Genomic DNA, 14,199 nt, shown 5'->3' with positions numbered 1-14,199 from the left:
ACTAGTAGCTTAGTAGAGGCATTTATTCGCAATGCCTCTACCTTTCTTAAAGTAAGCAGCCTTTACTCGATAACTTCAAATTCTGATAACTCTATCAAACTGTTGAACCCTCCATCTTCAAATAAAAGCCTAATATACCGTGCATTTGTTTGGAATTCATAGGAGTATGGGTTCGATTTGTATATATCTCCTTCATTCGGGACATGATCTGATTTTTCGATAACTGTTCTCCAGTTCTGATTATCATCACTTACTTGAACAGTCACACTTTTAGGAACCATGTATGCCTTCCCTTCAAACTCTCTATATTTTACTCGTACTCCCTTCATTTCCCGTACCAATCCTAAGTCTACTTTCCACCAGGAATCAATTGTAGAAACACCAGATGCTGTGGCCCAAGCATTTTCAACATTATCTCGGCTTGTAATTCCATCAACAGCTCGTTCTGGTCCGTATGGATACCTGAATTCTGAAGATGCAGTTGCTTTTTTCAAATGGGCAGGATTCGCAATTAATGTGTCATAATATCTCTTTGCTCTTAAGAATGTATTTTCATTGTTTTCATATGCATCTGGATTCCACATCCAATCGGCTAATTCAATTGCGTAGATTTGGTGAGCAGTAGTACTTCTAAAAATATTTTCGATAACTCCACTAGATGTATACTCTTGCATCTCTTCCCAAATATACTGACCACTCGTTAAATCGACCCCATGAAATGGAACTCGATGATCTTCAAAGTAATATAAATCTTGTTGCCATCCAGTAAATGATCTTGTTAAATCTAAAACTGGATCGTTATGCCAATAAAAAGGTGGCTTTGTATACGACGGATCTGTATAACTCATCCATGTTTCTACATGTTCCGGAGTCGTGAAATGTGACCATAATTCGTTTCCTGTCCATACAACATCAATATTTGGATTTAAATTTTCAGTGTATTCTTTAAGGTAGGAAATAATATTTCCATAGCCAAAATGATATGGTTCAGGAACGGTAACCATGGTAAAATCGTAATCCTCTTGGAGCGTGTTATATATAGTATTGGCTAGTTCACTGTGTGAAGATGGGTCCGTACTCCCTTGGTCATCAAAGGCTAACATGATACTTTCCCCTCCAGCATCTAAGGAAACTTTAAATAAGTTTATCAACTGGGTAACCTCTTCATCATTTTCTGGAAGCCCACCGGTATAACCGGGATTTAATTCATGTTGGAATTGAATTAACCCGGTATCACGTGAATAATTAGCCATTTCATTTACTGCATTAAGGTAATCAGCAGATGGATTCCTCCATCCACTTTCAGTTAAGTGTGTATAACACAAGCTAAACATGTTCATTTTCGTGCTAGGTAAGAATTTCATCCAATCCATTCCATCATCGAAAGAAAAGAAGCCTTCAATGTTGTTAATATCTTTTATGGCTCTCATTTCCATATCAGGCCAGTCTCTTACAGTAACACCTCTTAATAAAACCTTTTCTCCACTTTTCTTTAACATTTGTGCTAAACTAGTGGATCCATAATAACTTCCAATATTTTGATTACCAGCAACAATCACTATATTTTTGAATGCCTTTCCTTGTGCCCCTAAATCTTCCTTACTATTTAGGTTTTCTGTTTTTCCTTTTATATTTTCCTTCACATTATGAATGATATATCCTTCCCTATTTTCTGGAATCGATAGATTGTGTGAGGAGACCATTTCTTTATTAAAACTATTCGATTCAACAGATCCGATTGAGATGATTGTGGTATAGCTAGAAATATCATCCCCAACCGTTAAAATAGGAATTTTATGACCTACTAATCTTTCAATACCATTCTGAAGGAACTCAGCCCCCGCTAAGTCTTCTGGTGGGGAATCTTCTCCAAGCATTATAGCGGCAGTAAATTGATTGCTCGTATAAATCTCAAGGAAACTCTCAGAATATTGAACCTCCTGCGGGGTTGGGATAATTTTTTCGACCTCACTTATAACGCTAGTTTCAAGGCTATTTTGTTCCGATTTGGCATGAACACTACCTTGATTAAACGTTGTACTGGAAATGGCCAAAGGAATAAGTAGCATTACACAAATAAATAGTCTTGTGAATTTTGAATGATTAAACATTTCGTTAGGCTCCTTTCAAAATTATTTGGTTAATCCATCATGTTTTTTTATCAACTCCCCCCCTTATAAAACTGAAATAAATCTTTCTTTCTGTTTACAACCAAACTATTCAAAAACTAGATAGTGAACGAAATTTTAATAGTGTTTGTCTATTACCGACTTTGCCGTTTTTTCTTTGTAAATTTCAGACCTATCTTTAAACCTCAATGTTGCAGCAGTCCATAAAATATCAATAATATGTAATTGTGAAATAATAGAGGACATTGCTCCTCTTTCAAGAGGTAACTCTTTAGCAGCCGTAAGTAAAACTCCGTCCGCTATTCGAGTAATTGGAGACTTTGCAAAATTTGTAATACAAACAATTGATGCCCCTGCGTTTTTGGCAACTTTCAAACTATCTATCGTATCTTTTGTACTTCCAGAAACTGAAAATCCAATCGCTAGGTCACCATTAGTTAGAGTAGAAGCTGCTACAGATTGCATATGAGGGTCAATAAAGGTATCAACCTTAAATCCAACTCGTAGAAATTTATACTTTGCGTCTAATGCGGTATATCCAGAAGTTCCTACACCATAAAAATGGATCTGATTTGCAGAACATACCATTGAAACAACCTTCTCCAACTCTTTTGGATCAATGAGTAGTAGGGTGTCATTAATGGCCTTGGCATTAGAGGCTGTTATTTTTTGTGCAACTTCAATTAAGTTGTCTTCTTCAGAAATTTCTGGTGAGGAATGATCTCCTCCCGGTTTTACAAGATCTTTTGCTAGAGCTAGCTTAAATTCCTGATATCCTTTGAATCCAATTTTTCTACAAAAGCGTAAAACAGTTGTTTCACCAACATTAGATTTTTCAGCCAAATCAGTTATTGAATAATAAATAACATCTGCAGTTTCAGTCATTACGGTTTCCGCCACTTTTATCTCGGACTTTGTAAACGCCTTCATATAATTCTGCAAACGAACAAGAATATTTCCGCTCTGTGAGTTATCTTTTTGTGTACTTTCATAAGTGTGACCCATTTTATAAACCTCTCTCTATTTCATTTTCGAACTTTTCGTTATAAGATTATCTTTTTACAGATGCCCCTTAACCTTCCAATTGTTCGTTAATCACACTATCCTCCATTTCGAAGGGACAAGAGAACATTCATACCATAGTCCCTACACTCCATCTAACAGATAGTTTTAATAATATTTAGTATTCTCTGAATTATGGAATATTCCACCTTTCCTGTAAAAAAAGGAGAAGTATTTTTCCAAACAGGAAACAAAGGGACGGTTCTCCTGTTTCATTCGGGTTTCGAATGAAACAGGAGAACCGTCCCCACGTTTACGATTTAGGCAACTTAATAATCGCCTTAAAAAAATCCCCATCAATCTCAATCTTAAAGCTTCCTTTTTGCAGCTCGATTAAGCTTTTCTAAGCTCGATAAACATCATACATGAGTCGCGCAATATGTAACAATGCTGGCAAATCTTCATATTTCATTATCGAGATTGATAGTCATCCCTAGCTTACATAATATTCATTGAGTAATTTAATAGCTTTTGTCCAGTTTTTTCGTAGTTGTTGTTGGGTTTTTTTGTCGATGTTGGGTTGGAAGACTTTATATACGGTCAATGACTTTGATAATTCTTCTGTATCCCACCATTTGAGATCTTCTCCTAATAAATAGGCTACTCCCATTGCGGTAGTATCTTTTACTTTTGTCACTTCTACTGGTATCCCTAAAATGTTGGCTTGAAATTGCATGAGGTAGTCATTGCTTGTTAAACCACCGTCAACTCTTAGGGATGTAATATCCGTATTGGATTCTGAAGATAACATTTCGATTGTATCAGCAACTCGGTGGGCTATACCTTCCAGGACCGCACGGGTTAGCTCTTTATTTGTCGTACTATAAGAAAAACCTAACCAAATACCCTTGGCTTCTGAATTCCAATAGGGTGAAGCTAATCCTCCTAAGGATGGAACAAATAATAGATCATGATCAAGTTCAGTAATATGTTCTAACCACTCTGCTGACCAACCTTTTAATTCATCTAAGTTTTCGCTTAGCTTGACGGAATCAATAGACCAGTTGATTGATGAGCCAGCCGAATAGACCGCCCCATCAAGAGCAAATGTTTTTTGGCCATCTTTTTCCCATACAATTGAAGTTAGGGTATTTCCATCATTTGTTTTCGGTCTCTCGTTACCAACATTAATATAGGTAAAACAACCTGTGCCATACGTACATTTTGATTCACCTTTATTCACACAAAGATGTCCAAATAATGATGCTGGCTGATCGACAAGACTAACTTTGATAGGAGCTTCTATCCCTATAAAGGATGCTGGATTGCTCATGCCAAAATCGCTAACAGTAGCTGTAACTTCGGGCAACCACTCTTCTTTTATGTCAAGATAGGCTAAAATTTCATCATCCCAATGATTCGTTTCGATGTTGTACATTAATGTTCTAGATGCTGTGGAAGGATCTGTTTTGTGAGAAGCACCTGATGTTATTTTCCAAATGAGCCAGCTATCCATGGTACCAAATAAAATACGTTCTTGACTAATAGCCTCTTTCGTAGACTGAGAATTTTCCATTAACCATTTAATTTTCGTAGCTGAAAAATAGGAATCTATCATTAATCCAGTTTTTTGTTTGACTTTCTGATTCCAATTTCCATCATTACTCCAATCCTCTGCAATAGCTGATGAACGGTTACAAGACCAAACGATCGCTTTACCAATAGGCATACCTGTTTGCTTATCCCAGGCCATAACTGTTTCTCCTTGATTCGCAATCCCAATCGATTTGATTTGTCTAGGTGAAATATTTGCCTCTTTTAATACAGCTTGAACACATGCCTTGACCTTCTCCCAAATTTCGGCTGGGTCATGCTCGACCCAACCTGATTTAGGATAATATTGTGTATGCTTTTCATAAGCAATTGATTCAATATTGGTATTCTCATCTACTAAAAGTGCTTTTGTACCAGTTGTTCCTTGATCAATTGCTAACACAAATTCCTTTACCACAAGAATGACCCCCTAGAAGTTTACTCTGCTTTTTCTAAATCCTCTAAGCTAGTAGTGTATTTGTTAATTCCGATTTCTCCTGAGTCAATTCTCTTCTTAAAGACAGTGAAGTAAATGATGATTCCCACTGCTAATAAAATGGATGCCACGATCGCAACACTATGAAATTCGGATGGGACGGTCAAAATACCGATCTCAAAGATTAACCAGAGTATTGCGAAAATTTGCAGCGGTTTTCTCCATTTTCCTAAGTCAAAGGATCCTGTATCTGGTAAGTCCTTCTTTTTGAAGGTATAGGATACGACGGTTAATAAATAAAGTAAAGCAGGAAGTACAGCAGTCGCCCCAACTAGCAAAGTAAGTGAGTCAAGGAAGAGTACTGCGATAATTCCGAAAATTAAAACGAAAATAACCGCATTGACAGGAACGCTTGTTTTTGGATTAACCTTCTTGAAAGCTTTTGCTCCAAAGAAAACGTCATCACGTGCCATTGCAAAAATCATTCGAGATGCGGAAGCCATAATGATTAGACCACACGCAAAGATTGAAATAATAACTAGAACAAGGAATATTCCTGAGAAGACTGGGCCTAAGGTGCTTTGTAGAATGTATGGTATTGGATTTGCGGAGTCCATTACAGCGCCTAATTCTGGTATGGATGCAGTAACGACTACTAAGAAGATAGTTCCAATTATTCCGCTTAACGCTACTGATAGCATGATTGCTTTCGGTACATTTTTACTTGCATCAAGTGTTTCTTCTGATAGATTAGCAGCTGCTTCAAAGCCTACAAGTGTATAGGATCCCATTAGTGCTGCCATCAAGAATGCACCTAGATATGATCCACCACCACTTGTTGCTTCCCCAGCACTAAATACAAGGCTCCAGTCAGCATTACCAAAGATACCTACGACAATTCCTAATACAACGATGATACCAACCATTCCGATTACTTCTGTATATACGGCAGTATCATTGATTCGAGTCGCAAGTTTCACACCAAAAATATTAATAATAGCTTGAATAACAAGTGTTCCAATAACGATAAATAGTAATACGGTTTTCGTTGGTTCTAATCCTATCATTTCGGCAAAAATCGGTGCTAAACCATAGTCAACCGTTGGAACAACGATAATAAGAAAACAGATAGCTATCCAGCCAGATATCCACCCAACTCCTGGATTGGCTATTCTAGAAATCCACTGATAGGAATATCCACTTAGTGGAATTCTGCCCGCAAGTTCAGCGAATATAACAGCAACTATAAAGTGACCAACCACAACAATCGGCCATGCCCAAATACCTGCAGGTCCTGCTGTATCAAGTACGAATCCATAGTTCGTGAAAATCCCTGTTGTAATCGAAATAAATGAAAATGCTACTGCAAAAGAACTAAATAATTTCAATGTTCTCTTTAATTCTTGCTTGTAACTATATTCAAAACCTTGATTATTATCCACCCTTTTTTCTCCCCTTTGTCTATTACAAAACTTCTATTTGTAACTTAAATTTTTCCAATTCAGAAAGAATATCTCTGGGTGCTTTATTATCTGTAATAAGTACGGTAATGTCTTTAAAGTCACATACCTTCGTAAAAGCTCGAACTCCAAATTTTGAAAAATCCCCTAATGCAAATACTTCAGATGCATTTTCGATCATTGTTTTTCTAATTTGTGATTCATCGATGTGAAAATCTGTAATACCTGATTGAGCCGTAATTCCCCCTATTCCAATAAAAGCTTTATCAATATAAAGCGCTTCCAAGCTATTGATTGAAATAGGCCCTGATAACGATAGTTCCCCGCTGCGCAGCTCGCCACCACTTAAAATCACTTTAATATTTGGTAACTTAGACAACTCAAAAGCTGTCAAAAGTCCATTTGTAATAACTGTGAGATTTTTCTTCCCCTGCAAATACTTGGGCATAAGCTGTGTAGTTGTACCGATATCAAGATATAAAGAATCACCATCTTCAACATGTTCGGCCGCTCTCTGGGCTATCACCTCCTTTTCCTTAAGATTGATTTGACTTCGCTTCGAGTAGGTTGGTTCCACATTTGTTCGTGATAAAATGGCACCACCATGAACTCTTTTTAACAACCCCCTATTTTCCATCTCTTGCAAATCTCTACGGATGGTTTCTCTCGTTACGTCAAACTTTTTACATAAATCAATTATTTTAACTGATTGATTATGAGTAAGTTCTTTCATGATTTGTTCATGTCGTTCGTCTTGAAACATATCTTTCAACTCCACAGCTTGAGATATTAAACGAATAAAAGTTGTGCATTTTTCGCAAATTCATTCGCATTTTTAGTGACTGTACTTTTCATGATAATTTCACCAAGTGATGCTAATCGTCCAGACATTTGCATGTCCATCTGATATTTAACCTCTGTACTAGTTTCTGAGAGGCTTACTAATTCAACGACCATTTGATTGCGAAATTGACCGGCTAATGCGATTGGCTTTCCTGTCATCTCAACATCAAATTGTTCGTAAGGCTTTGGATTTTTTATGCTTCCGTTGGCTTTAAACTTGATGGTCATAAACTGAACCTTCACAACCATATCCGCTTCATATTCTGTCTCACTTAAAGCATTTATATTTTCACACCCTGGGAGACAGCCTGCTAACTTTTCTGCATCCATAAAAATTTCCCATACGTCTTCCCTTGGAGCTTCTAACACAAAAGAGCTATTCAACTTCATAATTGATCACCTATACCCATAAATTTTTTACAATCCTTTTTGCTAATTCAATTGAGTTCTCATGATTATCTTCACCAAGTGTCGTACAGCTTCCAACAGCATATACGCCCGGGACCTGGGTTCGACCCTCTTCATCTACAACAATTTTGTAATCCTCTACCATCTCAATTTCTGACCCTTTTAAAAAGAATCCACTGGCAATTCGTCCATTACTAAAAATTAGAGTGTCACATGTTACGTTTTCCACCCGATTTGTTTCGTTATTTTTCACTTGAATGCTAGATATGTGACTAACCCCTTGAATTCTTTCAAGTGAATAGGTGTGGTCAAATACGGTACAATTTTTACCAGGTTTTAATTTGGCTGCTGTACTTTTTGCAATACGACCATCGCCAAATACAACAACATGTTCGCCTAAATTTATTCCTTTATCTAGTAGATTCATCGCCATATATGGAGTCATCACACCTGAAGGTCTTGAACCCGGAATTACATTTCCTTCCCTTGGTTTTTCAAGTGAACCAGTAGCAATTAGGATTTTTTTTGCCTCAATAGTGTCTGAGGTTTTTGGACCTTGGACAAAAAGCTGATGGTAATCCGGCTCAGATGCCGCTGGATATAACCCTAAAACCGTTGTTTTCAGCAATATCTTATAAGATAAAGTTTCTGCTTTCTCAACGATTTCTTTTTCCTTTTTAAACTCAGCATGCTTGTGAAAAAGCTTGGTAAAGCCACCTACACTTGGCTGATGTTCAATAATGAGTACATCTTTTATTTTTCTTTTTTCTAATTCTATAGCAGCTGTTATTCCTGATATCCCTGCACCAATGATTACAATTTCGTACTTCATTGTTTATTTCCCCCTACTACCTAAATAAGATCCTTGAAGTCCCTTTTCTATTTTAACGTTATCGGTATGTTCCTTTATTAAATCGATAATCTTTGGAATACAACAATTACCCTGACATTCCCCTAAAATTGCACCTGTTCGTCTTTTCACGGCATCTATTGTATTTGCAGGAACGGGTCTCTTTAGAGCATCAACAATTTCTCTCTTTGTGATGGAGCGACAAAGACAGATGATCTCCCCATTTTCTTCATCATCACCAAATAACTCTGGTAATTCTGTTTCATAATTTTCTTTCTCAACAAATTCTAGCCCGACCTTTTCTAACTCCTTTATGATTAGTTTGGCAATCCCTAGTGAAGCAGATAGCCCAGTTGAACGGATTCCAGCTGCATGAACTAAATGTTTATTAGTCGTTGCAGGTCGGATGACAAAATCACCTTCACTGCAGACTGCTCTTACACCCGAGAATTGTCTAATACTTGGATATGCGGAAACACCAGGAACCAACTTGTCGCATTGCTCTTTAACATATTGAATCCCCTCTTCTGTTGTTGATCTATCCCACTTATCTTTTTGATCCTCAGCAGTAGGTCCTAACAAGAATCCTCCAAATACAACAGGGGATACCAAGGTTCCTTTTGACTTAGCTGTTGGTACAGGAAGAATGATCTGAGAGATCGACACCTCCTCTTCCGTTAAGACAAACTGTCCTTTTCGCGGTGTGATTTCAAAGCTCGTATCTCCAACCATTTTGGCAATTTCATCAGACCATAATCCTGCTGCATTGACAATGTAGCGTGTGACAATCTTTTCTCCGCTTTCAGTGGTAATTTCAAAAAGGTCATCACTTGTTGGCTGAATATCTATTACACCAGAATTTAGCTTCACTTCTGCTCCATTTAACACGCTAATTTCAGCAAAGGCTCTTGTAGCCCAAAAGGGATCAGCAACAGCTTCCCCAGGAATTAAAAGCCCCCCAAGTACATTTTCAGTTAATCCAGGGTTGGCCTCTAGCACTTCCTCTTTTTCGATCCACTGCACTTGTACTCCGTTTGCTTCGGCATTTGGTATGTACTTATTTTTGATAATATCTGCTTCTTCTTCACTTGTGGCAACCATAGTAGCACCACATGGTATAAATGGTATTTTCAAATTTTCAATGGCTGACGGCCATTCATTTCGAGATATTCTTAAACACTCTGCCTCAATCGATCCCGGCTTTGCATCAAAGCCAGTATGGATAATACCACTGTTTGCTTTGCTAGTTCCTTCACAAACGTCTGGTTGTTTTTCAAGCAGAGTGCATTTTAAATCATATATGGCTAGTTCCTTTAAGATGGCGGTTCCAACAACTCCACCACCAATAACAACGACATCCCTTGTATTCATTTGCATTTTCCTCCACTTTCACTTTGCATTTGTTGTATTTAGTTGCACTTATGTTGCCTTTTACTCAGTCTAATAATTGTCTGATAATTTGTCAATGGGTATTTTGAGATTGATTGATTCAAGTTTTAGTGGGTGAAAAAGCCCTCATGGAGGGAATGAAACGATAAAGCGTGTTTCATTTCCTCCATGAGGGCTTATATTATGGATAGAGTAGTACCCACATATATTTTACTCATACCTACCAATTTATCTCATTCCACAACTGCCGGATTACTACTTATAAATAATTCCTGATAGCCTCTTCCCTTTTGCTGAACCTCAATCAAATCATTTTCATTCCAAATTGAAAAACCACATTTAAAACTATCTTTCTCATTTTTAAAGCAAGGTGGCAGATGCGTCTTTTTTGTAAAATCAAAACTTGGTATGGTTATATCATTGACACGACTTGTAAATCGAAAAATGTATGTTAGATTTTCCTCCGAAATCTTTCAGCGGAGAAACGTTTAGATTTAAACGCAATCGTTTGCCCGGTTTAGAAGCAAGGCACGCTCTTGTTCATTCTGTGTAAGCGATGCTGCACGCTTGAACTCAGCGCATGCTTCCTCATTTCTCTCTAGCTTAGCAAGCAAGTCGCCACGAACCGCTGGCAATAAGTGATACTTTTTCAAGGATGGTTCGTCTTCCAATGCGTCCACAATCTCTAGACCAGCGGTCGGTCCATAAGCCATGGAAATAGCAACAGCGCGGTTCAATTCCACGATGGGAGATGGTGCCACCTGGGCAAGGGCATCGTAAAGTGCGGAAATTTCTTGCCAATCCGTTTCCGATGCAGTTCGTGCCTTGGCGTGACAAGCGGCTATAGATGCTTGCAGTGAGTACGGACCATAGGCACCGCCGATTTGCTCAATCCGCTTAAGGGCCGAAAAGCCGCGGTGAATCAAAAGATGATCCCAAAGCGCACGATTCTGATCCAGAAGCAATATCGGCTCTCCCGATGGACCAATGCGCGCTTTGAAACGTGAAGCCTGGATTTCCATGAGAGCAATCAGGCCATGTACTTCCGGTTCCTCAGGGAGAAGTTCTGCCAGAATCCGGCCAAGACGAATTGCTTCATTGCACAGTGTTGGACGAATCCAGTTCTCACCGCCGGTTGCAACATATCCTTCATTAAATAGGAGATAGATCACATCCAGAACTGATGACATCAGGCGTGAAAGCTCAAGTCCACGGGGAATTTCAATAGGTACCTTTGAAACAGAAAGTGTACGCTTTGCTCTGACGATTCGTTGTGCAATGGTTGATTCCGACACAAGAAAAGCTTGCGCAATTTCATCTGTCTTTAATCCGCATAACAGTTTAAGCGTTAGAGCGACTCGAGCTTCCCTGGAAAGCACCGGATGACAAGTGGTGAAGATGAGACGCAGGAGATCGTCATAGATCTCCTCGTCCATTGAATCATCGTCCGTTTTCATGTTGGATTCCATGTTGCGGCCGATTTCCTCATATTTTTGATCACGTAATTTGTTTCGGCGCAGAAGATCAATCGCCCGACGTTTGGCAACAGTCATGAGCCAGGCTCCCGGTTTTTCCGGTATGCCTGACTCCGGCCATTTTTCAAGCGCAATGACCAACGCATCTTGCGCCAAATCCTCTGCAATACCGACATCTTGAACAATTCGGGCAACACCGGCTATGATTCTGGCCGATTCGACGGTCCAGATTCCTTCTATGGTACGATGGGTTCCATAGGTTGTCACTAAGGTTGTCTTTTTCTCTAATTTCTCGCGTAATTCAACTTCTTTTGCCATCATTTCCGGATCCTTGGTCACTCATATACTTGACGCAATTCAATCTGACCTTCTCCATGTCCCATCGGGTCCGGTGCCCGCATGGCCCACTCGATGGCTTCTTCCCTCGACTTCACATCAATCAGAAAGAACCCGGCAATCAATTCTTTCGTTTCCGTAAATGGGCCATCCGTAACCACCGGCTTTCCCCCTGGTTCCGGAAACGAAAGGCGAATCCCATTTGAACTTGGATGAAGTCCTTTAGCCATAACTCGCACGCCTGCCTTAACTAATTCCTCATTGTACTTGTCCATGGCTTCTCTAAGCTCTGGGTTCGGGAGATTTCCGACTTCCGAATTCTTTGAGGCTTTGACAATCATCATAAATAGCATACATCTTCCTCCTTATTTTTGAGTCAAGTTCTTTTTAGAGGACCATTCTACTCGATCCCTATATAAATACAACGAACAATAAAAATCAAAATCGACACCATGAATAAAAATCTTAAAAAATCTTTTCCAAATTATCTATATTGAAATATGGGCATGAGAGTATGATTGATACTAAGATGGTAAACTGAGGTCTAGTCAGATATTTGCTTCACATAAGACTTCAGTATTTATATGTCTTCTAAAATTCTCAATTTGTATAACTTAATAGTTACACTTTAACTCTCCTCTTTAATTATTTCCTATGAATACACTTCTCCAAATTTTTTCATAATCCTCCAAATGATATCCATTGATATCAAGGTTCTCTATTGAAAACGATTAAAATAAAAAAAGCTCAGACCTTTAAGATCGAGCTCCTAGTGACATATATTTAAGATAGTCAAACAAATCCTCTGTTTAATAGGTGCGGCTCTATCTCTTATTTCCTGGAAGAGGGTCTAATGCTTTCTCCGATTTAATCCAGCAATCTTCCTAACTTCACAACTGCTTCACAATGCCTTGAATAGACAAACATGATGTCGTCAGAAGCCATTGAGGCCTTGGCGGATGGACATATCCAATATCTCATCGTTTTAACTCAATTTTCTTTGTTAATAATCATGGAGATGTAACCGTTTTTCATCAATTCAAAATTGAGGAGCAACCTCGATGACCTTCCATTACATCAATGAAGGGATGCATTTTTATGAAATGACCTCCGGTACATCACTGCTAGGTTGTCACCGAACAAGTCGATCAAGCATCAACAAAATCGAAGTCTTCTATTCTCCGCCATTGGTACTTGAACGGAATCCCGATGAATACCTCAACATTGATCTGAAGTACGCGGTGCATTCGAGATTGCAACCAAGAAGCTAGCAGCATAGTAAGATCATGGCGTAAACAGTTTCCAATGCCCTTCGGATACAACTTCGACCGCTCCATCGATCACTTTGATGGCGGTTTGATCATCAATTGCATACGCCGGCCCCTGCATCCCGGCGGCCCATCTCTCTGCATTAGCCATCGTGTTATACGGCAGCATCTCGTGATCCAGATGCGGGAACATTGCAAAATCGACCAGACTCAGCGTTTCATCACCACCGTTGGGTGGAGTCCAGCCAACGAAGAATTCCCCGATGTTAGGTGCCATCACCATACTCCCAGCACTCATTCCCACATAGACTGCGTGCAGCGACGGCAAGAGGTCTGCCAGCCCGGATTGCCGCATCCAGTGGCACAGGTAGAGGGCGTCGCCGCCCGATACCAGCAGGACGTCCGTCTCCCGGACCAGCGGCACCCAGCGGTCTTCGTCGATGCTTGGCAGCGCTGTGAGCTCCAGCACGCCGACGGACTTCCAACCCAGGTCGACCATAGGATTATCGGAATTCCCGCTGATGAACTGCCAGGCTTTGACACCGGGGCCGACCCAGGGGTGTCCGTACATCGCGGTGGGGATGCACAGGGCGTTGGAGTCTGCAATCGGTTTGTCCAGCATGTCAACCAACGCGTCATGTATGCTTTTGTTATTGATGCCTGCAGATGTAAGCAGAAATTTCATAAACTCAACTCCTCGTCTTTGTGTGCGTCTGACGTTTCATTCTTCAGACTTTTCAAATATGGTTGCGGACGCCTATTGGGACAGCTTAGGCTGGTACAAGAGTCAAACTGACCCGATATTGTTTTCGGTCTTATTAAGAACCGTTATCTTTATGGGTATGTAGCTGAATGCTGTATCTTAATGTTTACATCAGGGTATAGCAAGGGTCAAGAGAAAAATCTAAATAGATTTGTAGTTTTCATAAGGCAAAGTGGACTATTACGTTATTCTTCCGGCTTTTCATATTAAGAAAATCAATAGCCTTTTTACAACAGTCAAAGATCCG

The 14,199-nt window shown here is 39.4% G+C and carries 10 protein-coding genes and 1 pseudogene; all 11 read right to left on the bottom strand.

Annotated elements, in window-relative coordinates; genetic code table 11:
* Positions 1-62 precede the first annotated feature (62 nt).
* Entirely contained in the window at positions 63-2,111 is a 2,049-nt protein-coding gene (locus CRO56_RS07590; protein WP_097158019.1) for a beta-N-acetylglucosaminidase domain-containing protein, read from the bottom strand.
* 135 nt (positions 2,112-2,246) lie between these two features.
* The gene (locus CRO56_RS07585) at positions 2,247-3,134 is read right to left on the bottom strand and encodes a MurR/RpiR family transcriptional regulator (RefSeq protein ID WP_097158018.1); all 888 of its coding nucleotides are present in this window, start codon (positions 3,132-3,134) and stop codon (positions 2,247-2,249) included.
* A 490-nt stretch (positions 3,135-3,624) separates the two neighbouring features.
* Positions 3,625-5,142 carry an FGGY family carbohydrate kinase gene (locus CRO56_RS07580; RefSeq protein WP_097158017.1) on the bottom strand — a complete coding sequence of 506 codons (1,518 nt, stop codon included), beginning with the start codon at positions 5,140-5,142 and terminating at the stop codon, positions 3,625-3,627.
* A 20-nt stretch (positions 5,143-5,162) separates the two neighbouring features.
* Positions 5,163-6,602, bottom strand: a complete 1,440-nt coding sequence (locus CRO56_RS07575) for an APC family permease (RefSeq protein WP_097158016.1) — start codon at positions 6,600-6,602, stop codon at positions 5,163-5,165.
* 22 nt (positions 6,603-6,624) lie between these two features.
* Positions 6,625-7,383 carry a DeoR/GlpR family DNA-binding transcription regulator gene (locus CRO56_RS07570; protein WP_097158015.1) on the bottom strand — a complete coding sequence of 253 codons (759 nt, stop codon included), beginning with the start codon at positions 7,381-7,383 and terminating at the stop codon, positions 6,625-6,627.
* A 26-nt stretch (positions 7,384-7,409) separates the two neighbouring features.
* Complete coding sequence (locus CRO56_RS07565) at positions 7,410-7,853, bottom strand: SRPBCC family protein (protein ID WP_097158014.1); 444 nt, start codon at positions 7,851-7,853, stop codon at positions 7,410-7,412.
* A gap of 10 nt (positions 7,854-7,863) precedes the next feature.
* Positions 7,864-8,703: an NAD(P)/FAD-dependent oxidoreductase gene (locus tag CRO56_RS07560; RefSeq protein WP_097158013.1), complete on the bottom strand. Its 840-nt coding sequence runs from the start codon at positions 8,701-8,703 to the stop codon at positions 7,864-7,866.
* 3 nt (positions 8,704-8,706) lie between these two features.
* Positions 8,707-10,092: an NAD(P)/FAD-dependent oxidoreductase gene (locus tag CRO56_RS07555; protein WP_245855678.1), complete on the bottom strand. Its 1,386-nt coding sequence runs from the start codon at positions 10,090-10,092 to the stop codon at positions 8,707-8,709.
* Positions 10,093-10,604: 512 nt separating this feature from the next.
* A complete protein-coding gene (locus CRO56_RS07550; RefSeq protein ID WP_097158387.1) occupies positions 10,605-11,852 on the bottom strand; it encodes an RNA polymerase sigma factor in 1,248 nt (415 codons plus the stop codon).
* A gap of 9 nt (positions 11,853-11,861) precedes the next feature.
* Positions 11,862-12,274 (bottom strand): annotated as a pseudogene (locus CRO56_RS07545) (YciI family protein); the annotation flags it as partial.
* Between the two features lie 931 nt (positions 12,275-13,205).
* Positions 13,206-13,874: a Type 1 glutamine amidotransferase-like domain-containing protein gene (locus CRO56_RS07540; protein ID WP_097158010.1), complete on the bottom strand. Its 669-nt coding sequence runs from the start codon at positions 13,872-13,874 to the stop codon at positions 13,206-13,208.
* Positions 13,875-14,199: the final 325 nt, after the last annotated feature.

This window comes from Bacillus oleivorans (genome assembly GCF_900207585.1).
In the GTDB taxonomy this organism is placed as follows: Bacteria; Bacillota; Bacilli; order Bacillales; family JC228; genus Bacillus_BF; species Bacillus_BF oleivorans.
The sequence above is the reverse complement of the archived record's forward strand: the minus strand, read 5'-3'. Positions and strand labels throughout refer to the sequence as shown.

Coding starts and splice junctions, on each gene's coding strand:
- CRO56_RS07570 (WP_097158015.1), bottom strand. CDS start 7,383: ATGTTTCAAGACGAACGACATGAACAAATCATGAAAGAACTTACTCAT.
- CRO56_RS07585 (WP_097158018.1), bottom strand. CDS start 3,134: ATGGGTCACACTTATGAAAGTACACAAAAAGATAACTCACAGAGCGGA.
- CRO56_RS07565 (WP_097158014.1), bottom strand. CDS start 7,853: ATGAAGTTGAATAGCTCTTTTGTGTTAGAAGCTCCAAGGGAAGACGTA.
- CRO56_RS07590 (WP_097158019.1), bottom strand. CDS start 2,111: ATGTTTAATCATTCAAAATTCACAAGACTATTTATTTGTGTAATGCTA.
- CRO56_RS07560 (WP_097158013.1), bottom strand. CDS start 8,703: ATGAAGTACGAAATTGTAATCATTGGTGCAGGGATATCAGGAATAACA.
- CRO56_RS07540 (WP_097158010.1), bottom strand. CDS start 13,874: ATGAAATTTCTGCTTACATCTGCAGGCATCAATAACAAAAGCATACAT.
- CRO56_RS07555 (WP_245855678.1), bottom strand. CDS start 10,092: ATGAATACAAGGGATGTCGTTGTTATTGGTGGTGGAGTTGTTGGAACC.